The following is a 22,345-nucleotide window of genomic DNA, read 5'->3' on the forward strand; positions in this document are numbered from 1 at the left end:
GACTCACTATGCTGCCACTCGATGGGATCAAGGTACTCGACGTCTCGCAGATCATGGCCGGCCCCTACTGCACCATGGTGCTGGGTGACATGGGCGCCGAGGTGATCAAGGTCGAGAAGGCCAACGGCGGCGACGACAGCCGCCAGATGGGCCCCTACGTCGAGGACGAATCGACCTGTTTCGCTCAGATCAACCGCAACAAGAAGAGCATTTCGCTCAACCTGAAAGAAGAAAAGGGCCGCGAGGTGTTCTATCGCCTCGCCAAGGAAGCCGACGTGGTGGTCGAGAACTACCGACCCGGCGTCACCCAGTCCCTGAAGATCGACTACGACAGCCTCAAGGCGATCAACCCGGGACTGATCTACTGCTCGATCTCGGGCTATGGCCAGACCGGCCCGTCGCGTCACAAGGGCGGCTTCGACCTGGTGGCCCAGGGCATGAGCGGGCTGATGTCGATGACCGGGGAGCCAGGTCGACGTCCGCTCAAGACCGGGGTCGCCGTCTACGATATCGGCGCCGGGTTGACCGCCATCTACTCGATCCTGGCGGCCTATATCCACCGTCAGCGCAGTGGTGAAGGCCAGCACCTGGACATCGCCATTGCCGAGTGTGGCCTGCCCTGGTTCACCTGGGAGGCGGGCGCCTACTTCTCCGAGGGCCGAGTGCCGCAGGCAACCGGCTGGCGGCACCGGGTGTCGGCGCCTTATCAAGCCATGCGCGTTCGCGATGGTTACATGATGCTCGGCTGCGCCAACCAGCGGACCTGGGAGCGTTTCTGCGAAGACGTCATCGGGCGCCCCGAGCTGATGGTCGACGAGCGCTTCGCGACCAACCTCGATCGCGGCGCCAACGTCGAGACACTGGAAGCCATCCTCGAGGACATTCTCGGGCAACAGGATCGCGCCTACTGGCTCGAACGCTGTGACGCCGCCGGGGTGCCGGCCGGGCCGATCAACGACTTCGACCAGGCCATGCACGACGAACACTACCTGGCCCGCGAGATGGTGCTGGAAGTCGATCATCCCACCATGGGGCGAATGAAGACCCTGGGCTTTCCCAGCAAGTTCTCGGCGACCCCGTTGGCGATTCGCCAGCCGGCGCCGCTGTTTGCCCAGCACACCGATGAGGTGCTGGGGGAGATCGGGCTGGCAGCAGACGAGATCGACGCGCTGCGCCAGCAAGGCGCCGTGCGCTGACACCGACACCTCCGCGATCGGCCGCTAGTGTCTGGCATGTCGCCGAATCGGTGGGGCGGTGTCGCCATAAAAATTGCATTCATTATTACAAGTTATTCCAAGAGGGGCGCGCTTGCTCTTGGTGCCCTCACAGCTATCCAGGTGTCGCCCAGTGCGACGCCTGGCCAGGAGGCCTTACATGCTGAATCTCGACTTTCATCCCAGCGGACGTCACTTCCTCCAGATTCCCGGCCCCTCGCCGGTACCGGATCGCATCCTGCGTGCCATGAGTCTGCCGACCATCGACCATCGTGGTCCCGAATTTGGTGCGCTGGGGCGCGAATTGCTGGGCAAGGTCGGCAAGATCTTCAAGACCGATGGCCCGGTAGTGATCTACCCGGCGTCAGGCACCGGGGCCTGGGAGGCGGCTCTGGCCAACACGCTGTCTCCAGGAGACCCGGTGCTGATGTTCGAGACCGGGCACTTTGCCTCGCTGTGGCAGCGCCTGGCGCGTCGCCTGGGGCTGGAGCCTGAGTTTATCGGTATGCCTGGCGCTGAAGGCTGGCGCCATGGTGTCGATGCCAACATGATCGAGGCACGCCTCAAAGAGGACACCGAGCACCGGCTCAAGGCGGTCTGTGTGGTACACAACGAGACCTCTACCGGTGTGACCAGTGATATCGCCGCGGTGCGCCGGGCGATCGATGCCGCCGGCCACCCGGCGCTATTGCTGGTCGATACCATCTCGGGGCTTGCCAGCGCCGACTATCGCCACGATGAGTGGGGGGTCGACGTCACGATCTCCGGCTCCCAGAAGGGACTGATGCTGCCGCCGGGCATCAGCTTCAACGCCATCTCCGACAAGGCCCTGGCCGCCAGTCGCGAATCGCGGCTGCCCAAGAGCTTCTGGGCCTGGGACGAGATCCTTGAAGCCAACCAGGGCGGCTACTGGCCCTATACCCCCAATACCAATCTGCTCTACGGCCTCAACGAGGCCATCGACATGCTGCTGGACGAGGGGCTGGATAACGTTCTGGCCCGTCATCAGCGCTGGGCAGCGGGGGTGCGTGCGGCGGTGAACGCCTGGGGACTCGAGATTCAGTGCCAGGACCCCGAGGTCTACTCGCCGGTGCTGACCGGCGTGGTGATGCCGGAGGGCGTCGACGCCGATGCCGTGCGCAAGCTGATCTATGAGCGCTTCGATCTGTCGCTCGGCACCGGGCTTGGCAAGGCCAAGGGACGCATGTTCCGAATCGGCCATCTGGGTGACTGCAATGACCTGACGCTGATGGCGACCCTGGCCGGCTGCGAGATGGGGCTGAAGCTCTCCGGGGTGAGCCTCGCCGGCAGCGGCGTCGAGGCCGCCATGGCGTACTTCTCCGAGAACCCGGCGCCACACGTGGCCCGCCTGGCTCGCGATTGAACCACCATCCGCCCGCCGGCGTGCGTTGACGCCGGCGGTCCAGCCAGGTTGCTGAGGAGAGGGTAATGAATTCGTTGACGTCTACTGTCACGCCCCGAAACGCTCGCATCCAGCCTCTGCCGAGCTTTGCCGAGCGCCTTGCGCGTGAGTTGAAGGGGGAGGTGCTGTTCGACGCCGCCAGTCGCGGTCGTTATTCCACTGACGCCTCGATCTATCAGATCACCCCGGTAGGCGTGGTCATCCCGCGTCATCAGGATGATCTCGCGCTGACCCTCGACATTGCGCGGGATGAGGGGATTCCGGTGCTGGCCCGGGGCGGGGGGACCAGTCAGTGTGGCCAGACCGTGGGCGAGGCGCTGGTGGTCGACGTCAGCCGTCACCTCAACGGTGTGGTGTCCTTCGACAAGGAGGCCCGCACCGTCGTGGTGGAGCCGGGAATGGTGCTTGATCATCTCAACGCCTGGCTCAAGCCCCATGGCCTGTGGTTTCCGGTCGATGTATCGACCAGCGCCCAGTGCACGCTGGGCGGCATGGCGGGCAACAACTCTTGCGGCTCGCGCTCGATTCATTACGGCAACATGGTGCACAACGTGCAGGCGATGGATGTGCTGCTGGCCGATGGCGAAGAAGCACACTTCGGGCGAGTTGACGAGCTTGTCGCCGGCTCTCGGGCGGCGATGCTGGCAGAGCGCGTCGAGATGATTGCGCGGCGTGAGCGTGAGCGTATTCGCGAGCATTTCCCCAAGGTGCTCAGGCGGGTGGCGGGCTACAACCTGGACCTGTTCGACTGCCAGAACCCGCTGCCGTACGAGGCTGATGGACACGCCAATCTGGCGCACCTGCTGGTGGGCTCCGAGGGCACCCTGGGGGTGACGCGACGGCTGACCCTGAAGCTGTCACCATTGCCCCAGCACAAGGTGCTGGGCGTGGTGAACTTCCCCACCTTCTATCAGGCCATGGACCTGACCCAGCACATCGTGACCCTGTCACCGACGGCGGTGGAGCTGGTGGACCACACCATGATCTCGCTGTCGCTGGAAAACCCGGCATTTCGCCCTGTCATTGAAAAAGCCCTGATCGGCAAGCCAGAAGCCGTGTTGCTGGTGGAGTTTGCCGGTGAGGACCGGGAGCAACTGCTGAAGAACCTGGCCCGGCTGAATGAGCTGATGGCCGACCTGGGACTGCCGGACTGTGTGGTCGACATGCCGGAGCCCAGCGCCCAGAAGGCACTGTGGGACGTGCGCAAGGCCGGGCTGAACATCATGATGAGCATGAAGGGCGACGGCAAGCCGGTGTCCTTTATCGAGGACTGCGCGGTGCCACTTGAGCATCTGGCGGAGTACACCGACAAGCTCACCGAGGTGTTCCATCGCCATGGCACCGAGGGCACCTGGTATGCCCATGCCAGTGTCGGTGCGCTGCATGTCCGTCCCATTCTCGACATGCGTCGTGACGGGGCCGAGAAGATGCGGGCCATCGCCGAGGAGGCATCGGCCCTGGTCAAGGCCTACAAGGGGGCCTACTCCGGGGAACACGGCGACGGCATCTGTCGCGGCGAATGGGTGGCCTGGCAGTTTGGCGAGACACTCAACGACGCCTTTCGTGAGGTCAAGGGACTGTTCGATCCGTCGAACCTGCTTAACCCCGGCAAGATCGTCGATACCCCGAAGATGGACGACTCTCGTCTGTTCCGGTTTCCCCCGGACTACCAGCGCATCGAGGTGACGCCGGTACTCGACTGGTCTCCGTGGAACGTTGAACGGGACCCCATGAACGGCGAGCAGACGGCACCCGGCACTGGAAGCGACCGCACGGGAGGGCTCGCCAGTGCGGTAGAGATGTGCAACAACAACGGCCATTGCCGCAAGTTTGACGCTGGCACCATGTGTCCCAGCTATCGCATCACTCGAGATGAAAAACACCTGACCCGCGGGCGTGCCAATACCCTGCGCCTGGTGCTGTCCGGCCAGCTCGGTCGCGACGGCCTGGCCAGCGATGAGGTCAAGGAAGCGCTCGACCTGTGTGTCTCGTGCAAGGGCTGCAAGCGCGACTGTCCTACCGGTGTCGACATGGCCAGGATCAAGATAGAGGCACGTGCCGCCCGGGTGGCGCAGCACGGGATCGGCCTACGCGAGCGGTTGATCGGTGACCTGCCCAGACGAGCGCCCATGCTGAAGCGCCTGGCTCCACTGGTGGCAGCCATCGAGCAGGTGTCGTGGGTTGCCAACCCGCTCAAGCGTGCTCTTGGCCTGGCGCAGGAGCGTGCCCTGCCCAGAGTGACGTCGAACTACCTGGACGACATGGTCGGACACACGGCGGACATGGCGGCGGGTGAGGGTGCCACGAGCGGCGAAGTGGTGCTGTTTGTGGATACCTTCAACAACTACATGGAAGCCGACAATGCGGTGGCGGCTCATCGGGTGCTGCAAGCGGCGGGCTATCAGGTGACGCTGGCCAGGGGGCCTGATCGCCGACCGCTGTGCTGTGGTCGGACCTATCTCGCCAGTGGCCAGGTGGAGCGCGCCAAGCAGGAAGCCCGGCGAACCCTGGAGGCGCTGGCGCCTTACGTCGAACAAGGCGTCGCCATCGTCGGGCTCGAGCCATCGTGTCTGCTCACGCTACGGGACGAGTTCCTGGGATTTGGCTTTGGTGAAGCGGCCAAGCGTCTGGCAGCCTCCAGCTATCTATTCGAGGAGTTTCTGGTGCGGGAGCAGGATGCCGGGCGCCTGAATCTGGCACTGGGGCCGTTGGCCACGCCGCGTGCGCTGCTGCATGGACACTGTCATCAGAAAGCCTTTGGTGCACTGACGCCGGTGCAGACGGTGCTGTCATGGATTCCCGGCCTTGAGGTCAACACCATCCAGTCGTCGTGCTGTGGCATGGCCGGCAGCTTTGGCTACGAACGCGAGCATTTCGACGCCTCCATGCAGATGGCGGAGCTATCGCTGCTGCCCGCCGTGCGAGAGGACGAGGAGGCGTTGATCGTGGCTGACGGTACCAGCTGTCGCCACCAGATTCGCGATGGCGCCGCACGGGAGGCTTGCCACGTGGCCGTGGTGCTGGCCGAGGCACTGAGATGACGCAGCGCGTGGCGGTGATGACAGTGCTCACAGCGCAGCCGGGCTGGCATACTCGAGCACACGAGCAGCCAATGCGGGGATAACGCCATGATCGATCTACGTAGTGATACCGTGACGCAGCCCACCGATGCCATGCGCGATGCCATGGCGATTGCGCCGGTGGGTGATGATGTGTGGGGGGATGACCCTAGCGTCACTGCCTTCGAGTCGGAGGTGGCCGATCGCGCCGGCTTTGCGGCTGCGGCGTTCTTCCCCTCTGGCACCCAGAGCAACCTCACCGCGATGTTGGTGCACTGCGGGCGAGGAGACGAAGTCATCGCCGGGCAGGCTTCGCACATTTACCGCGATGAGGGGGGCGGTGCCGCCGTCCTGGGAGGCATTCAGCCGCAGCCGCTGGCCCAGCAGCCTGATGGTCGTATCGCTCTGGATGACATTGCGGCGGCCATCAAGGGCGATGATATCCATCACGCGCGCACGCGCTTGATTGCCCTGGAAAATACCTTTCAAGGCCGAGTCTTGCCCCAGGACTATGTGGCGGCCGTCACCGGGCTTGCGGCGGACAGAGGTCTTGCTTGTCACCTCGATGGTGCTCGGCTGTTCAATGCCAGCGTTGCCACCGGGAAGTCGTTGGCGGAGCTGTGTTCAGGTTTTGACTCGGTATCCCTGTGCTTTTCGAAGGGCCTTGGCGCTCCGGTAGGGTCACTGCTGCTGGGAGGCGAGCGCTTCATTGACTCGGCTCGGCGTTGGCGCAAGACGCTTGGCGGCGGCATGCGTCAGTCGGGCCTGCTCGCCGCCGCCTGTCGCCATGCCCTGCATCACCATGTGGAGCGGCTGGCTGACGACCATCGCCACGCGCGCCAACTGGCGGAGTGGTTGGCGGCGGTCCCCGGTATCGGCGTTTTCGGACAAGCGACCAACATGGTGTTCATGGATGTGCCGGCCCCCCATTGCGCGGCGCTGGAAGGATATCTGGCCGAGCGAGGCATTCTTGTCGCCGTCAGGCCCCGCACGCGTCTGGTCACGCACCTCGGGATCTCTGAGTCGGACGTGCGCCGTGTGGCGACAGAAATCTCCGGCTACTTTGCCTCGCTCGCCCAGGAGTCGACAACGGAGTAGGCAGAGTTTGGAAACAGCGTCCACTATATAGTCAGGGTGGACGCTCATCGCCACCCATCCACAAGGACAACGACGTCAGGAGCGGGCCATGGCCATCTATCGTCTGGGTAACCATTCCCCTCATATCCATCGCAGCGTGTTCGTCGCCGAAAGTGCCGAGGTCATCGGCCAGGTCAAGCTGCACGAAGACGCCAGCGTGTGGTATCAGGCCGTATTGAGGGGCGATACCGAATCACTCGAGATTCAACAGGGCAGCAATATTCAGGATGGTGCCGTGCTGCATGCGGATCCCGGCTATCCGCTGGTCGTGGGACCAGGCGTGACGGTGGGGCATCAGGCCATGTTGCATGGCTGCACCGTGGGAGAGGGGACGCTGATCGGCATCCAGGCGGTGGTGCTCAATGGCGCGGTGATCGGCAAGAATTGCCTGATCGGTGCGGGTGCCCTGGTCAAGGAAGGCGCCGAAATTCCCGACAACAGTCTGGTTGTAGGTGCACCGGCGAGAGTCATCCGTGAGCTCAATGACAAGGTGATTGCTGCACTGAAGGACAATGCCCAGGGCTATGTCGAGAAAGCCAGGCTGCATCGCACGCGGCTAGCCAGGATTGGCTAGCGCTTGCAGCCAGCGCCTGGACGGCGCCTCCTCAGGCCAGGTTGGCCGAGGAGGCGCCCCTTGGAGACAAACTGTCTGGCCGTGTACCTCCAGGGCAAGTGCCTGCTGCTTTCAGCACGGGCGAAAGCGTGCTGGCCAGCTTCCCGCTGTTTCGCTCAGGAGCGTCGCCTGGCGGGCCGATGGGAGCGCCGGGCCCTTGGTGGTACGGGGATCTTGGTGCGGACCAGCGCGGCATCGGTAGGGCGTGCTGCCTGGGTGATAATGATGGCAGCAATCACGGTGATCAGGGCGAACAGAAAGTAGGACATGATAAGTCTCCTTGTCAGCGTGGTGGACTCGCTGGACGGTTTCGCCCCATCGGCGAGAGTGTCCTGAGTCGTCCCTTGATGCGAGGCTGCGGCGCGGTCTCGCCTTTCTTTATTGGTCGTCATTCCCGGCGACCTTAGTGAAAGCCTTCCTCTATTATCTGTGCGGTGCTATAGAACTGGCACGGCGCTAACTACCTGCCTTGATGTCACTCTAGGTGGCCCTGAGCCTGATCGCCATATCAGCACAGTAGTATTCAAATTGTGCTGAGAGGGGCGCCTGGCTTGGCGCTATGGAGGCATCGCCTCGGGCGATAGGTAGGCAGTGGCGAGCCACCTTGCAGGCCTTCGAGGGTTCGCGGTAGCCCTTGAACGCCTGTGTAACGTCTGTTTTGACCCTTGAGATGAGTCGCCTGGCAGGGCAACCAAAAAGGGCGCCACCGGTGGTGACGCCCTCGTTGCGCGACGTGTAGAGCGTGACGGGATTACCCGGCAAGTCCCATCAATGGGTCACTGATCCCGACCACTTGCATGGCCACGAGTCCGATCAGACCTGCCGCGAGTACATAGTAGATCGTCGGCAGAATGGTCTTGCGAATCGTGATGCCTTCACGGCCCAGCAAGCCCACCGTTGCAGAGGCTGCGACCACGTTGTGGATGGCGATCATGTTACCGGCAGCGGCACCCACAGCCTGCAGCGCGACCATAAGCGCAGTGGAGACACCGAGCTGTTGGGCCACGTTGAACTGGAAGTCGGCCAGCATCAGGTTGGAGACGGTATTGGAGCCGGCAATAAAGGCGCCAAGGGCACCGACGGCCGGTGCGAACAGCGGATAGATGCCGCCCACACCATCAGCCACGGCGGTGGCCATGGCGACGGGCATGGAGGCCAGGTCCGCGCCGTTGACGCCTGAGTTGATAAGAATACGCACCATCGGAATGGTGAATACCAGCACGAAACCTGCTCCCAGCAAGGTGCGGGTGGATTCCCCGAAGGCCGCCTTGAGCTGGCTGCCGTTCATACGATGCAGCAGGGCGGTCAACAGGACCACCATCAACAGGATGCCCCCCGGCAGGTACAGCGGCTGCAGGCTGCCGGAGATGCCAGCTTCGCCCAGAATATCGCTGAAGCCGACGCTGATGGAGGTCAGGGCCTGCTTGAACGGATCTACCGTGCGCGACAGTACCAGCAGCACTGCCAGCAGTACGTAAGGTAGCCAGCCCATGAAGGTGCTCATCGGCGCGCGGCCCACGACATCATCGGCCTTGATGCTGAGCTTGCCGATCCAGTGCTTGGGCCAGCTGTCCGCGTCGGGAAAGTCCCAGCTCTCCTTGGGCATCAGGAAGCCGCGACGGGCGGCAGGCACGACGATGGCCAGGCCTACCATGGCGCCGATCATCGAAGGAAACTCAGGTCCCAGGAAGACACCCGCCAGCGCGTAGGGCACGACGAAGGCAATGCCGGCGAAGATGGCAAAAGGCGCAATGGCCAGGCCCTCCTTCCACGAACGGTTGGCACCGAAGAAGCGCACCATCACGCTGACCATGAACAGTGGCATCACAATGCCCACTACCGCGTGGACCAGCGCCACTTCACCGGCGATCAAACGGAAGTACTCCAGCCAGGTGGCACCGCCATCCTCGAGTGTGGAAGTGATGCCTGCCTTGTCCAGGCCACCGGCCACGCCCACCACGATCGGGGTGCCGACAGCACCGAAGGACACCGGTGTGGACTGGATCATCATGCCGACGACGACCGCGGCAAGTGCCGGGAAGCCCAGGGCGACCATCAGTGGGGCGGCGACCGCTGCTGGAGTGCCAAAACCCGAGGCACCTTCGATAAAGCAGCCAAACAGCCAGGCCACGATGATGGCCTGGACCCTGCGGTCAGGGCTGATGCCGGAAAAACCGTTGCGGATGGCAGCAATGCCACCCGAGTGCTTCAGCGTATTGAGCAACAAGATGGCGCCAAAGATGATCCACAGGATCGCTACGGTCAGGATCAACCCCTGCAGGGTGGAAGCCATGACCCGGGTAAAGGTCATGTCCCAGGCCAGCAGAGCGATCAATGCGGTGACCACAAAGACGATAGGCATGGCGATCTTGGCAGCCATGCGCAGTCCAATCAGCAGAATGCCTGCCAGGACGAGCGGTATGAAGGCGATCAACGCTAGGGAGGTATCGGTCATGGTGTTGGGGTCTCTTGTCGTGTCCTTGTTTGTAATTGCCGTTGTATGACGTGCCGGTCGCATCTCGACCTAAGGTTCGGACAAGGCGGCACGATAAGCTGACTCACGACGTTGATCTAGCTCTGGGATATTGGTCAGACCAAAATGAGAATGCTGAGTTGTTTTTGGATTTACCGAGTTAAGCATTTATTTACAGTAGTTTAGGGGCTTCAGCTCAGCCTGTTCCCGCTGTCGAACGGGCAAGATTGTTAGACTAATGGACAGCAAAATGTCGATATTCCTGCATCGCAAGCGTTGGCGACGGTGGTGGGGGATGGCACTATCAGCGGACACTTTGTTGAAATGGGGTATTTGGCATGGCACTGGTGATGTATGACCTGTGTGGCATCGATGAGGCGCTGCGCTTCTCTCCGTTTTGCTGGCGGGCCAAGCTTGCGGTAGCGCATAAGGGCCTTGAGCTGGAGACGCGCCCCTGGTGTTTCACCGAGAAGGAGGCGCTTGAGTTCTCCCATCACGACAAGGTGCCTGTGATGGTGGACGGCGATAACGTCATCACCGACAGCTTCGAGATCATGCAGTACCTTGATCGTGCCTACCCTGAGGCACCTTCCTTGTTGGGCGACTCGATGGGCCAGGCGCGAGCACGCTTTTTCAAGCATTACAGCGAACGGTCCCTGCAGCTGCCGATTCTGCGCACCATCGTGATGGATCTGATAAATGCGATTCACCCCAAGGATCGCGACTATTTTCGCAGTACCCGGGAAAAGCGCCTGGGCATGACGCTTGAGCAGTTCCATTCGCCGGCGAAGGGCTTGAGCCAGCTGGATTCCGCCCTGGAACCACTGCGGGGCCAGCTCTCTGGCAGCGATTTTGTGGATGGCGATGCTCCGGCTGGCGCCGACTACCTGCTCTTTGCGAATTTCATGTGGGCCCGCACTGTCTCGACTGCGGACCTGGTCTCCAATGCGGATCCGGTTTATGCCTGGCTGGAACGCATGCTAGACGTCAACGATGGCATGGGACGCAAGGCCGTGCGTATCACTGATATCGAGGGCGCATATCGGCCCTGAGCTCTGATGTGAAGAGCTCTGATGTGAAGAGCTCTGATGTAAAACGCGGCGGACGTAGACCTTGATACGTCTGCTGTTCGCCGCCTATCCCTAGGACCTCACGGTTTCGTTTGTACCGGTTCAGGCTCTTTTTCCCTGCCGTTTTCCCTTCCACTGTGCAAGCCTGTCTTACTCTTCTGTTTTCTTGTGTCTTTTGTTCTGTCTCGGGTGTTTCTCCACCCCCGTAGCTTCACCGCTTTTCATCGCGATAGTAACGGAGCACGCGATGTCGTCTTTTCTTACAAAGTGTACGAATACGAGCCGCCAGCCCTCGGATAACGGATTGTCACCGGTGCGTCACTTTCCTCTTGCTATGGTCAGATGAGGCTGGCACTCGATGTGATGGTGAGTGCCGCTGCCATAGCTGACCGCCTCGGCCCCGAAGGGGGGCGGCTCCCGCGTATATGTCTTATATGATGTTGCGGCGCAGCATGGGGCGTTCTAGTCTTCATGTGGCGAGACTAAATTGTGCTCGTTTGAAGACGCGATATATCACAGGCAGCACTTGTCTGGCTGGGCGGACGCAAGCGTGAGTCATGAGTCGCCCTGACCGATGTTCTGGCGTGCTGGCTGACTTCCTAGGGAGACACCGAAATGAGCAACAACAAGGCCATGCCGTCCATTGACAAGATGATTCCCTCCATGGACACGCTATTCACCCCCTGGCGCGAAAGCAGCCTGCTGACACTGGAGTATTCACAGAAAATGCTCGATGTGCGCTTCAAGGCCATCGACTCGGCGGTCAAGGCCGGCATCGCTCAGGCGCGTACCTGGTGTGAGGTCAATGATGCAGAGAGTCTTCGCAACGCCAGTCAGGCACAGCAGGAAACGCTGTCAGCCATTGGTGAGACCTTGAGAGTGGAAGGCGAAGAGCTGTTTACGCTGAGCAAGGAATATCAGGAAAAGTGCCAGACGGTCGCCCGCCAGGCTCTGGATGTACCCAAGGACGAGTCTTGAATAGTCGTGACAAGGCATCGGATACCGCCAGCTGCGCAGCGCTGATCGCCCCATCGGATCCGATCAAGCCCGGAGCGCTGATCAGAATGAGCGGCGTGAAGATGGCCTGGTCGGCAATGCGCTGACGACGCAGTCGCCTCCCGAGACAGCGTGCTGCCGCTTGACAGGGCACAGGACGACAGACGGCCCGTCGTAAGGACGACGGGCCGTTTTCTGTCTTGCTCCCCTGGCTGCAGACAGAGCGAATCTGCCCAGCTATGTTGCGGGCTATGTTGCGGGCCATTTTTCCGGGCCGAGCCATGTGCTGTACGCAGGCCTGAATCGCAGGTCTGAATCGCAGGTCTGAATCAATAGAGGGCCGTATCGCCAGGCGGTGCCGGTACGGCCGCTTTTACGCCTATTGAGCTCGTGCCTCCAACCGAAAGCGAGCGATACGGTTGATTTGAATGACGGCCTCGTGGCGCTCCTGCTCGGCGCTGTTGTCCAGTCGCTGCTCAAAGGCTGCCAGGATGGTATGACGATTGCCGCCCTTGACCGCCATGATGAAGGGAAAGCCAAAGCGTGCCTTGTAGGCATCATTGAGGCGGGTAAATCGGGCGAGTTCTTCTGGGGTGCACTGGTCCAGGCCTGCTCCCGCTTGTTCGCGGGTGGAATCGTCTGTCAGCTCGCCCGCGGCGGCAGCCTTGCCCGCCAGGTCGGGGTGAGCGCGAATGACCTGCAATTGTTCCTCGGGTGATGCCTCCAGCAGCACCTCGCCCATGAGGTGGGCTAGCTGCGCCGGGTCATCGTGCTTGGTGGCGAGCCCCCGAGCAAAGGCGCGTTCCGCCACCCAAGGTGAGTGCTCGAAGACGTCTCCGTAAGTATCGACAAAACGCTGTTGGTCCATCTGGCTGGGACGTTCGCTGAGGGTGGGCATTCGCTGGCTCCTGTGATCTGAGGATAGCGGGGTGGTTCGTCGGCTCGGCTACCGGTGATGGGCGGCTGAAGACGAGGCGGCGATCTCGCTGCGACTTCGCTCTTTCAAACTGTATACAAAAAATTGTTTGAAATGTACTCTACATTCGATCAATGATGTTTACCATGATATCGGTCTCTTCGTCTTGCCGGTTGATGTCCTGGCCTGCGCTTGCTTGATCGGTGCGACCAATGTGACTGACCACCTGATGACGGTTCACCTAAAGACTGACCACCATAAGTGAGGATCATGATGGGACGCCTGACGACGCATGTACTGGACACAGCGCTTGGCCGCCCTGGCCAAGGAATTCGTATCGAGCTCTTCCGCCTTGAAGGAGACCGTCGCGTACATTTGGGCGATGTGATCACCAACGACGACGGACGTTGTGATCATCCGATTCTAGAGGGCAGTGACCTCATCGAAGGGGAATACGAGCTGGTATTCCACGCAGGCGACTATCTGCGCGCTCAAGGCATCGAGGCTCGCGAGCCTCGTTTCCTCGATCGTATTCCGTTGCGTTTCGGGATTGCCGATGCCGCTGAGCACTACCATGTACCGTTGCTGCTCTCGCCCTACAGCTACTCCACCTATCGGGGCAGCTGAGAACGCACTGCAGACATGCTCGCCGGGGCGAATGGCTGCGTTGCGCGCCGCTTGAACACCTCATTGGAATAGAGGTTTCGGGGGCCGAGCTGCTGGCGCCGAGCGCATTGTTTTGCTCGGTTGATGTATGCAGCGCTTCGCCCAGGGGCCGCGACGTGTCTGCACTCGGGCAGCCCTCTGCTTTCCAATAATAAACAGCCGGGATTAGGACTATGTCATCTTATCTGTTGGACGTGAGCAACTTCATGCTGCGCTGGCTCCATGTCATTGCCGCCGTTGCCTGGATCGGTGAGTCCATCTATTTCGTTATGCTCGACAACTCGTTGAAGACCCCCAAGGCGGAGGAAGATCGCAGCAAGGGCGTGTTTGGCGAGATGTGGGCCGTCCACGGTGGCGGTTTCTACCACAACCAGAAGTATGCGACGGCTCCGGCGAAATTGCCGGATGATCTCCACTGGTCATTCTGGAAGGCGTACACGACGTGGCTGTCAGGCTTTGCCCTGTTTGTCATCCTGTATATGGCGAATCCCGGCTTCTATCTGGTCAACCCCAATAGCCCATGGCAGTGGGCGGCCAACATGACGGGGTGGCAGGCCAATATCGTGGCACTGCTGTTCCTGCTGGGTGGCTGGGTGGTCTACAACGAGATGTGCAAGCGTGTCAGCCCCAATATGGAGCGGGATGGTCTCTTGAGTGTGGGGGTGGCCATCATGATGGTGGTCGTGGCCTACCTTAGCGTGCATATCTTTGCGGGGCGCGCGGCATTTCTGCTGACCGGTGCCGTCATGGCGACGGCCATGTCTGCCAACGTCTTCTTCTGGATCATCCCTGGCCAGCGCCGCATGGTCAAAGCGATGAAGGCCGGTGAGGCACCGAACCCGCTGGACGGCAAGCGCGGCAAGCAGCGCTCGGTCCACAACACCTACTTTACGTTGCCGGTGGTGCTGTTGATGATCAGCAACCACTATTCCTTTGCCTACAGCAACGACTGGGCCTGGGTGATCATGGCTCTGCTGATCTTTGGCGGGGCATTGATTCGTCAGTATTTTGTGTTGATGCATAGTGGTCAGCACAAGCCTGGCTATCCGATCCTTGGCGTGGCGCTGATCCTGCTGGCCTTCGCAGTGGGAAGTCCGTGGCTGGCAAGTGGCTCGGTAGCCTCCTCTTCCTCCTCCGACAGCTCAGTGGTGGCGTCAAGCGACGGAGGGGCGACGCCTCTGGCACGAGTCCATGCGGTCATGGAGGAGCGCTGCGCCAGTTGTCACGCGGCCCAACCTTCTCATCCCGGGTTCTCCGCTCCTCCCTTGGGTGTCGCACTGGACACTGAGACTCAGACCCAACAACACAAGGCACAGATTCAACAAGTGGTCGCCAGTGGCTACATGCCACTCGGGAATCTGACGCAAATGACCGACGACGAACGTACCTTGATCGCCAACTGGGGAGAGTGACACCGTGCGGGGCAAGCGTGGAGAGCAAGCGGGTGGTGATGGTTCTTGTTGATGGCGTATGTCGTATACAATAACGACATACTGACTCTGAGGGCTATGCTGATGAATCAGCGCGTAAAAGCGTCGCCATCTGCCACGTCGGCGCCGCGCCAGGGCAAGAACGGTGATGGCGCCGAGCGACATGAAGCGATTCATCGGTCCATCAGTGATGCCATCATCGAGCACCGGCTGAAGCCGGGAGCCCGCCTGCGCGAGGATGCCCTGTCGGACGTGTTCGGTGTCAGCCGAACCGGCATCCGCAAGATCCTCCAACGTCTTGCGCTGGAGGAGCTGGTGACCCTGACGCCACGTCGCGGCGCCAGCGTGACGCGTCCTACCGCTGACGAGGCCAAGGACGTGTTCGATGCGCGCCAGATGGTGGAGTGCGGGCTGATGCCCGACATTGCCAGAAGGATCACCAGCGCTGATATCGACACGCTGCGTGAGATGGCGCGACGTGAACGCGATGCACTGCGCACTGGGCAGCAAAGCGTGGCCATCAGGCTGTCGGCGGATTTTCATACCTATCTGGCCAGGCTGTCCGGCAATCGGACACTGGCCGACTTCGTTGAGCGTCTGTGTTCTCGCAGTTCCCTGATTCTGGCGGTGTACGGTAACACCGGTCACCTGGGCTGTGAGTCCCATGACCACCAGGACCTCATCAATTTCCTGGCCGAGGGCAAGGCTGAGCGCGCCGCAGCATTTATGGGCCGGCACCTGAAGGCCATCGAAGCGTCCCTGTCCATCGTCGAGGAAGAGAACGAAGCGCCCAACCTGTTCGAGATCTTCTCCCGCTGACACCGCCAAGCGACGCCCCAACATAGCGCCACAACGCCCCAAAAAAGCCCCGAATCATCAGCAGATGGTTCGGGGCTTTTCGTTGGTAGTGCGGGATCGAACTCTGTAGCGCGCCAACGCATCGCCTCGCGCTGGGCCTGCAACCTATTGTGTCCTGCAGCCTATCGTGGCCCGCTGGGAAAGGCCGACAGGTTTAGCCGAACAGGGTACGCAGCGTCACGAAGGCGATGGCGCTGATCAGGCCTGCTGCCGGTAGCGTGATGACCCAGGCCAGGCCGATGGGTTTCATCAGTTGCCAGTTGGTCTGATGGTTGACCAGGCCAATGCCCAGCACCGCGCCGATCAGGATGTGTGTACTGGACACCGGCAGGCCCATGATGGAAGCCAGCATCACGACGCCTGCCGCCGCCAGCTCTGCCGCAAACCCGGATGCCGGATGCATGGCGGTCAGATTGTGTCCGACGGTCTGGATCACCTCCTTGCCGATAAACCAGAGACCGACGATAAGGGCGACCCCGAAGGTGATCATGGCGATCGGAGGGATGGTCGCTTCGGCGCCAATGGCGCCAGTACGCAGTACGTCAAGGATGGCGGCGAAGGGGCCGATGGCATTGGCGATATCGTTGGAGCCATGGCTGAAGGCAAACCCCGCCGCGGTAAAGACCTGCATCCAGCTGAACATCAGGAAGGTCGAGCGGGACAGCGAGGTGCCCTTGAGCGTCTTGGCAAAGATAAACGTGGCCATCCATACCACGGCACCGATCATGCCCATGATCAGGTAGTTGTTAAGCGTCGTCAGTCCCAGGTCGAGATGCTTGAAGCCCTTGAACAGCAGCATGGCCGAGATGATCATGGCTCCGCCGGCGGCGACCAGGGGCACCCAGTTCTGCAGGGCACGATGGGCATCGATATCCTCGCGCTGGCGCTCGATCCGCTTGAGCTCCTTGAAGTAGTCTGACTCGAATTCGGCACGCTCATCATCCTGGTAGTCCTGGTCATGGTAGACCTGAACGTCCCGGGTCATGGCATGGGTATAGGAAATCTTCTGGATCTCTGACAGGCGCTCGAAGGCCTCCTTATGGCGACGATCATTCTCGTATTTCTCGCGCTTGATCGCCTTCAGACGCTGCTCCGCCTCATCGTTGTAGTTGAGGATGTGTTTCCTGATCATGCTGAACAGCGCATATGACATCAGTCCCCCCAGCACCGGTGACAGCACCCAGGAGATAGCGATCTGCCAGATCTTGCCCCACTGCACCAGGCCAAGGCTGTCGACCCCTGGGGTCATGGTTCCGAGCACGATGGACGAGCCCACAATGGCACCGATGATCGAATGGGTGGTGGAGACCGGATAGCCTTTCTTGCTGGCAAACAGTAGCCACAGGGCGGCGGCTACCAGTGCCGACATCATGATGAAGACGAAGTCCATCGGCGCGACCGTCATGCCCGACAGATCGACGATGCCCTTGCGGATCGTATCGGTGACCTCTCCGCCTGCGATGACCGCACCGCTGACCTCGAACACCGCCGCCACCAGCAAGGCCTGCTTGATCGACAAGGTTCCTGCGCCGACGCTGGTGCCGAAGGAATTGGCCACATCATTGCCGCCGATATTGAAGGCCATGAACACCCCGAACAGGGTGGCCAGGGTGAATACCAGCGGAAAGTGGCCCTGGGTGTAGCCGAAGCCCCAGAACAGAAAGTATCCGACGGTAGCGAAGAGAAGTACCGCAAAGGCCAGGCTCAGCCCTGATGGGCGAAGCACCATAGGAACCGATAGCGAGGGGGAAGGGGTGGTCATTGTGCATCCTCTGAGGTGGGCATGCCTTGCTCGTGGGACGGCAGGGCGTGAGGATGACAATGGGCAGAGGCGATGACAGCGAGATGTCATCTTGGCTGCGTTGTGTGCTTTGTCGTGCAGGCTGGGGAAGGGGTTGGTCGTGCGGGTAGAGATAGTAGGCAAGAGCTTACGTCTTTGGGGAGGAGGAAGTACGTGCACAGCAGGCCCTCCCCGGGCCAGGCCGGGAAGGGCATGGTGTCATCGTCTTGGTCGCCTAGTGAGCCGGTTGCGGGACCCGGTACTGGTGCATCAGGGCAAAATACAGCACGCCCCCGAGGGCGGCGCCCATCATCCAGCCAAAACCTGCAAGTCCTTGCAGGGCAGGAACGATCACCGTCGCCAGAGAAAACACCGCGGCTAAGGCGAAGGCGGCCACGGCCCGCAGGTTCCAGCCGTTGGTGTAGGTATAGGCATCGCCCTGCTTGGCGGAAAACAGTGCCTGCACATCGAGCTTGCCGCCTTTGATCAGATAGAAGTCGACAACGATGATGCCGTAGAAGGGCGCGACGATGGCGCCTAGCGCGTTGACGAAGCCCGGCACGCCAATTTGGCTGATGACCGAGACCCACAGTGCGCCGACAAAAAAGGCGACGCAGGCAGTGATCAGGCCGCCGACCTTGAAGCTGATATGCCGCGGGAATAGGTTCGCCAGGTCATAGGCAGGGGGGATGAAATTGGCCACCAGGTTGATGCCGACGGTAGCGGCGAAAAACGTGACGGCGGCCAGCAGTGTCAGGGGCAAGGCATCGACACGATCGACGATATCGGTGGGGTTGGTCAGCGCCTCGCCGAACAGTACCAGGGTGCCGGCGGTGATGATCAGCGCGATGAAGGAAAAGAAGGCCACGTTCAAGGGCAGGCCCAGCAGGTTGCCCAGCTTCATCTGGCGCTCGCTTTGTACGAAGCGGGTGAAATCCCCGAAGTTGATCACGACGGCGGCAAAGTAGGCGACCATGGTCCCGACCACGGCAGCAAAGGCAGATAGGCCTCCGCTATCCTCGCCGCTGGTCGAGAAGATGCTCCCGACGGCAGGCAGCAGCTCGCTGCCGGCTTGCCACCAGACAATCAGCATCAGCACGACCATGACCACGTAGACCAGCGGGCCTGCCCAGTTCAGGAAGTGCTTGATGCGCTCGATGCCGGACCAGAAGATGGCGATCTGGAACAGCCACACCAGCACAAACGACAGCCAGGCGACGGGTGACAGGCCAAGCACGCCTTCCCCTCCATCCGTGCCGATAAGGGCGGTAATCATCAGCGTGACGGCGGTGGAGGCAAAGTAGGTCTGCACGCCATACCAGAAAATACCGACGATGGCGCGCAGCAGAGCCGGCAGGTTGGAACCTCTAACCCCGAGGCTGGCGCGGACCATGACCGGGAAGGGGATGCCGTAGCGAACGCTCGGGGCACCGGTCAGGTTGACCAGAAACATCACGATCAAGCCGGCCAGCATGATCGCTGCCATCACCGCCCAGCCGCTGAGGTTGTAGGACAGAAACAACGAGGCTGCCAGGGTGTAGCCAAACAGGCTTTGAATATCGTTGGACCAGACATTGAAGATTTCGAAGGCTCCCCAGCTGCGCCGTGAGTGGGGGAGCGGGGCCAGGTCGTGGTTGTAGAGGCTCGGGTCGACCCTCGTGGTATCGAGGGTCAGGTCGGAATCGGCCATGGGGATCACTCTTGTTGTTGGATAGCGTCAGGCGGATGTCATGATGCGTTGCTGTCAGCCGGAAAAGGCAAGGCGAGGTCAGTCACCTCGCCGTTGCAGTACGCTTACTGGTTGAAGCGCTGGCAACCTTGCCAGTAGCGCATCAACAGCAGATAGGTGAGGCCCGCGGGAATCAGACTGGCGTACCAGGAAATGGTGGAGAAGCTGAAGGCCGCCACGACGCCTACGGCGGTGGCAATGAAGGCCGCCAGATTGACGCCACGGTAGGGGCCATTCGGATCGTAGAGCTTGTCCAGGTCCAGGGTACGCCGGCGAATCAGGTAGTAGTCCACCACCAGTACGGCAAAGATGGGGCCGAGAAAGGCGGAATAGGTCTGCACAAACACCTGCAGGCCAGCAGCTGACTCATCCTTGACCAACTCCCAGGGAAAGGTGGCGAACGCCAATAGACCAACGACGACCGAGGCCTTGCGGTAACTCAGCTTGAAAGTGTCCATCAGCACGTAGGTTGGCGGTACCACATTGTTGAGGACATTGGTGGTCACCTGAGCGAAGGCGATGAACAGCAGGGTGGTCATCAGCAGAGGGGTGTTGTCGACGGCGTTGGCAAACACGCGTATCGGATCGGCTACGCCGGTCGCCTCGGACACCATGAAGCCAATCAGACCCATGAACAGCGTGCAGGGCAGTATCGACATGGCGTAGAGGGTGGTCAGCAGGCCGGGACCCGAGCCTTCGACGTGCTCTCGTGAGTAGTCACTGACGTTGAGCATCATGGTCGAGTAGATGCCCAGAAACAGCATGGTAGCCCCCCAGAAGGGCAGGCCCCATGAGCCCTCCATGGTGACCAGGTTGGCTGACAGCGTGTCACCGTAACGGGCCACGGTGCTGTAGAACATGTACACCAGCGACGCCAGGATGAAGGCGCTGCCCACGTTCTCAAGCCACTTGATGCCCTGAAAGCCCAGCACCGAGAGGCCAATCTGCACAAACTGGAAAGCAATGAAGAACACGATCAGGTTGTCATAGCCGAACAGGGTGGCAGACACCAGATTCAGTGCGCCGGCCCCAATCCAGCTCTGGAAGCCGTACCAGACAATCGCCGGAACGGCTCGCACCAAGCCGGGTAAGCGGGTGCCCTGAAAGCCGAAGGCGCTGCGCGCCTGGACCATGAAGGGAATGCCGTACTTGTATCCAGCGGCACCGTTCAGGGCAAGGGCGATACCGATGATAAAGCAGCCGATGGCAATCGCTACCGTGGCCTGGATCAGGTTGAGCGTGCCGACGACACTGGAACCCATGGTAAAGGTACCAATGGAGACACAGCCTCCGAACCAGGCCAGCAGGTAGGAGGTGCGCCCCATGATGCGGGTTTTCTGAGGCGCAAGAGACTCATCGCCGAGGCTTTTGGTGGCGGCCGGGGCGATGCCCTGGGGGGCGTCCGGCCGAGAGGTGGAAGTGGTCATCGAGGACCTCGCTTATTGTGGATTATTATTGACCGCAGGCAGGGCCCGGAGCGGTAAGGACCTGGCGGGAAGCAGGTGGCTGGTGCCTATGCTATTCCTGAGCAAATGTGAGATGTGACAGGTGCTGATAATGGCCGACGAAGGGCTTGGGACGGGGGAACGCCAGGTCTCCGGTCTTGCTGGTAGCAAGCCCCAGCCCGACCAATGCCTCGGCCAGCTTGACCGCTGACGTCACCCCTTCAACCACCGGCAGGCCGACCTCTCGGCTGATGGTGTCGGTTAGATCTGCCATGCCGCCGCAGCCGAGAACGATGGCGCCGATGCCATCCTCCTGCTTGGCGCGGCGCCCTTCTTCGATAATCTTGGCCAGGGCGCGATCGCCGTCCTGTTCAAGATCCAGCACCGGGATATCGGCCGCACGGACACGCCGACACTGGTGGCGGAAGCCGTACTGGTCCAGCAGATGTTCGGCGATGATCACCGTGCGTGGCAGGGTGGTGACCACCGAGAAGCGAGTGCTGATCAGGCTTGCCATATGAAAGGCCGCTTCTGCGATGCCGATGACTGGCGCCCGAGTCGCTTCGCGAGCGGCCAGCAGCCCAGGATCTCCGAAGCACGCCACCACGTAGGCATCGACCTGGGTCTCACGATCCATTCTCAGGACCTCTTCGACAACCCCGACAGCGCTGATGGCCTCGTCAAAGTGACCTTCAATGGACACAGGCCCACTGGCGGGCTGCGAGGCGGTCACGCGAGTCGCGGGGCCGGCGATGTCCGTTGCGGCGAGACGGATGGTCTCTGTCATCGCATCAGTCGTATTGGGGTTGATCAGGTGTACGTGCATGCTCGCTACCTTCTTGAACGAATCGATATCTCTTTGTACACAAAATAGTGCTACATCGAATACGTATCAAGTCGAAAGATGCCAGGCAATGCTTGGTTTTAAATTGCGTTAAAAAACAATGGTTAAGAGATTTTTTATTGTACAGTCACCGATTGCTTCCCGTCGTTTCAGCATATTGACGACGATCTTTGTTAGTATGTGAGGACGATGCCGTTAGTAAAGTGTATACAATTGATAGCGCCGCCTGGTCGAGGGCCGCTGGACGCAGCGTTCACACGGGGCGGCAATCTCAGGTCGCGTCGGCTGGCCCGTCGGTTCAAGCACTTAGGACAATGCCTGAGAGCGGTGCTGGAGGGCGGCTTGAAGTATGGGTCTGAAGACCGGGATGGAAGACCCGACTGGAGCCGCGTTGTTGACGAAGCGCGAGTCCGATCTTCGACGATAGAGTGGTTGCTCGTGGCTTGAGTACAGTCTATCTTTCTTTTGTATACATAATGAGGCGTGGCCGGGAGTGCCGGGCGGCAGTGCGCCATATCGGTGACATGACGCCCCCGTGTGTTAAGCGCTAGGTCTAAGCGCTAGGTCTAAGCGTCAGGTCTGCGCGCCAGGTCGAAACACTGTGTCGAAGCGCCTTGCCCCTGGCCCTATGTCCGCTGGACCGATCAGCCCGAGCAAGCGCTGGATGCGCCCACTGGCTTTCAGGAGAAGAC

Annotated in this window: 18 protein-coding genes; 11 read left to right on the plus strand and 7 right to left on the minus strand. The window is 61.0% G+C overall.

The features are described 5' to 3' along the window. The first annotated feature begins 8 nt into the window (after positions 1-8). From KUV41_RS06900 to KUV41_RS06920, 5 genes are all read left to right on the plus strand, one after another. Positions 9-1,196, plus strand: coding sequence for a CaiB/BaiF CoA transferase family protein (locus KUV41_RS06900; RefSeq protein WP_222161715.1), 1,188 nt, complete (start codon positions 9-11; stop codon positions 1,194-1,196). 178 nt (positions 1,197-1,374) lie between these two features. Then, the gene (locus KUV41_RS06905) at positions 1,375-2,598 is read left to right on the plus strand and encodes a pyridoxal-phosphate-dependent aminotransferase family protein (RefSeq protein ID WP_222485207.1); all 1,224 of its coding nucleotides are present in this window, start codon (positions 1,375-1,377) and stop codon (positions 2,596-2,598) included. Positions 2,599-2,663: 65 nt separating this feature from the next. Next, positions 2,664-5,678, plus strand: a complete 3,015-nt coding sequence (locus KUV41_RS06910; protein ID WP_222485223.1) for an FAD-binding and (Fe-S)-binding domain-containing protein — start codon at positions 2,664-2,666, stop codon at positions 5,676-5,678. An 87-nt stretch (positions 5,679-5,765) separates the two neighbouring features. Further along, positions 5,766-6,794, plus strand: coding sequence for a low-specificity L-threonine aldolase (gene ltaE, locus KUV41_RS06915; RefSeq protein WP_206939871.1), 1,029 nt, complete (start codon positions 5,766-5,768; stop codon positions 6,792-6,794). 88 nt (positions 6,795-6,882) lie between these two features. Then, complete coding sequence (locus KUV41_RS06920; RefSeq protein WP_222485225.1) at positions 6,883-7,407, plus strand: gamma carbonic anhydrase family protein; 525 nt, start codon at positions 6,883-6,885, stop codon at positions 7,405-7,407. A gap of 155 nt (positions 7,408-7,562) precedes the next feature. Here the strand turns inward: KUV41_RS06920 and KUV41_RS06925 are convergent, their stop codons facing one another. Further along, entirely contained in the window at positions 7,563-7,715 is a 153-nt protein-coding gene (locus tag KUV41_RS06925) for a hypothetical protein (protein ID WP_206939867.1), read from the minus strand. 482 nt (positions 7,716-8,197) lie between these two features. Next, entirely contained in the window at positions 8,198-9,901 is a 1,704-nt protein-coding gene (locus KUV41_RS06930) for an L-lactate permease (RefSeq protein ID WP_222485227.1), read from the minus strand. A 356-nt stretch (positions 9,902-10,257) separates the two neighbouring features. Between KUV41_RS06930 and KUV41_RS06935 the strand changes: the two genes are divergently transcribed. From KUV41_RS06935 to KUV41_RS19505, 3 genes are all read left to right on the plus strand, one after another. Next, on the plus strand, positions 10,258-10,971 hold the full coding sequence (locus KUV41_RS06935; protein ID WP_222237181.1) for a glutathione S-transferase N-terminal domain-containing protein: 714 nt from the start codon (positions 10,258-10,260) through the stop codon (positions 10,969-10,971). Positions 10,972-11,604: 633 nt separating this feature from the next. Beyond that, on the plus strand, positions 11,605-11,967 hold the full coding sequence (locus KUV41_RS06940) for a hypothetical protein (RefSeq protein WP_222483503.1): 363 nt from the start codon (positions 11,605-11,607) through the stop codon (positions 11,965-11,967). After that, on the plus strand, positions 11,964-12,092 hold the full coding sequence (locus KUV41_RS19505; RefSeq protein ID WP_261315947.1) for a hypothetical protein: 129 nt from the start codon (positions 11,964-11,966) through the stop codon (positions 12,090-12,092). Before KUV41_RS06940 ends, KUV41_RS19505 begins: the two co-directional genes overlap by 4 nt. Positions 12,093-12,364: 272 nt before the next feature. On the opposite strand, the gene uraD is transcribed toward KUV41_RS19505, so the two are convergent. Next, a complete protein-coding gene (gene uraD, locus KUV41_RS06945; RefSeq protein ID WP_206939858.1) occupies positions 12,365-12,883 on the minus strand; it encodes a 2-oxo-4-hydroxy-4-carboxy-5-ureidoimidazoline decarboxylase in 519 nt (172 codons plus the stop codon). Positions 12,884-13,174: 291 nt separating this feature from the next. On the opposite strand from uraD, the gene uraH reads away from it, so the two are divergent. The 3 genes from uraH to KUV41_RS06960 all read left to right on the plus strand — a co-directional run bounded on the left by uraH (position 13,175) and on the right by KUV41_RS06960 (position 15,816). Beyond that, complete coding sequence (gene uraH, locus KUV41_RS06950) at positions 13,175-13,528, plus strand: hydroxyisourate hydrolase (RefSeq protein WP_222162089.1); 354 nt, start codon at positions 13,175-13,177, stop codon at positions 13,526-13,528. Between the two features lie 212 nt (positions 13,529-13,740). Further along, positions 13,741-14,979 carry a urate hydroxylase PuuD gene (locus KUV41_RS06955; RefSeq protein ID WP_222485229.1) on the plus strand — a complete coding sequence of 413 codons (1,239 nt, stop codon included), beginning with the start codon at positions 13,741-13,743 and terminating at the stop codon, positions 14,977-14,979. 102 nt (positions 14,980-15,081) lie between these two features. Then, positions 15,082-15,816: a GntR family transcriptional regulator gene (locus KUV41_RS06960; protein ID WP_222237184.1), complete on the plus strand. Its 735-nt coding sequence runs from the start codon at positions 15,082-15,084 to the stop codon at positions 15,814-15,816. A gap of 193 nt (positions 15,817-16,009) precedes the next feature. On the opposite strand, the gene KUV41_RS06965 is transcribed toward KUV41_RS06960, so the two are convergent. From KUV41_RS06965 to KUV41_RS06980, 4 genes are all read right to left on the minus strand, one after another. Next, the gene (locus KUV41_RS06965; protein WP_222485231.1) at positions 16,010-17,617 is read right to left on the minus strand and encodes an inorganic phosphate transporter; all 1,608 of its coding nucleotides are present in this window, start codon (positions 17,615-17,617) and stop codon (positions 16,010-16,012) included. A 253-nt stretch (positions 17,618-17,870) separates the two neighbouring features. Further along, the gene (locus KUV41_RS06970) at positions 17,871-19,325 is read right to left on the minus strand and encodes an NCS1 family nucleobase:cation symporter-1 (RefSeq protein ID WP_206939850.1); all 1,455 of its coding nucleotides are present in this window, start codon (positions 19,323-19,325) and stop codon (positions 17,871-17,873) included. A gap of 104 nt (positions 19,326-19,429) precedes the next feature. Further along, positions 19,430-20,791, minus strand: coding sequence for an NCS1 family transporter (locus KUV41_RS06975; RefSeq protein WP_206939848.1), 1,362 nt, complete (start codon positions 20,789-20,791; stop codon positions 19,430-19,432). A gap of 91 nt (positions 20,792-20,882) precedes the next feature. After that, complete coding sequence (locus KUV41_RS06980; protein ID WP_222237188.1) at positions 20,883-21,635, minus strand: aspartate/glutamate racemase family protein; 753 nt, start codon at positions 21,633-21,635, stop codon at positions 20,883-20,885. Positions 21,636-22,345: the final 710 nt, after the last annotated feature.

It is taken from the genome of Halomonas sp. DP8Y7-1, from assembly GCF_019801685.1.
GTDB lineage: Bacteria > Pseudomonadota > Gammaproteobacteria > Pseudomonadales > Halomonadaceae > Halomonas > Halomonas litopenaei_A.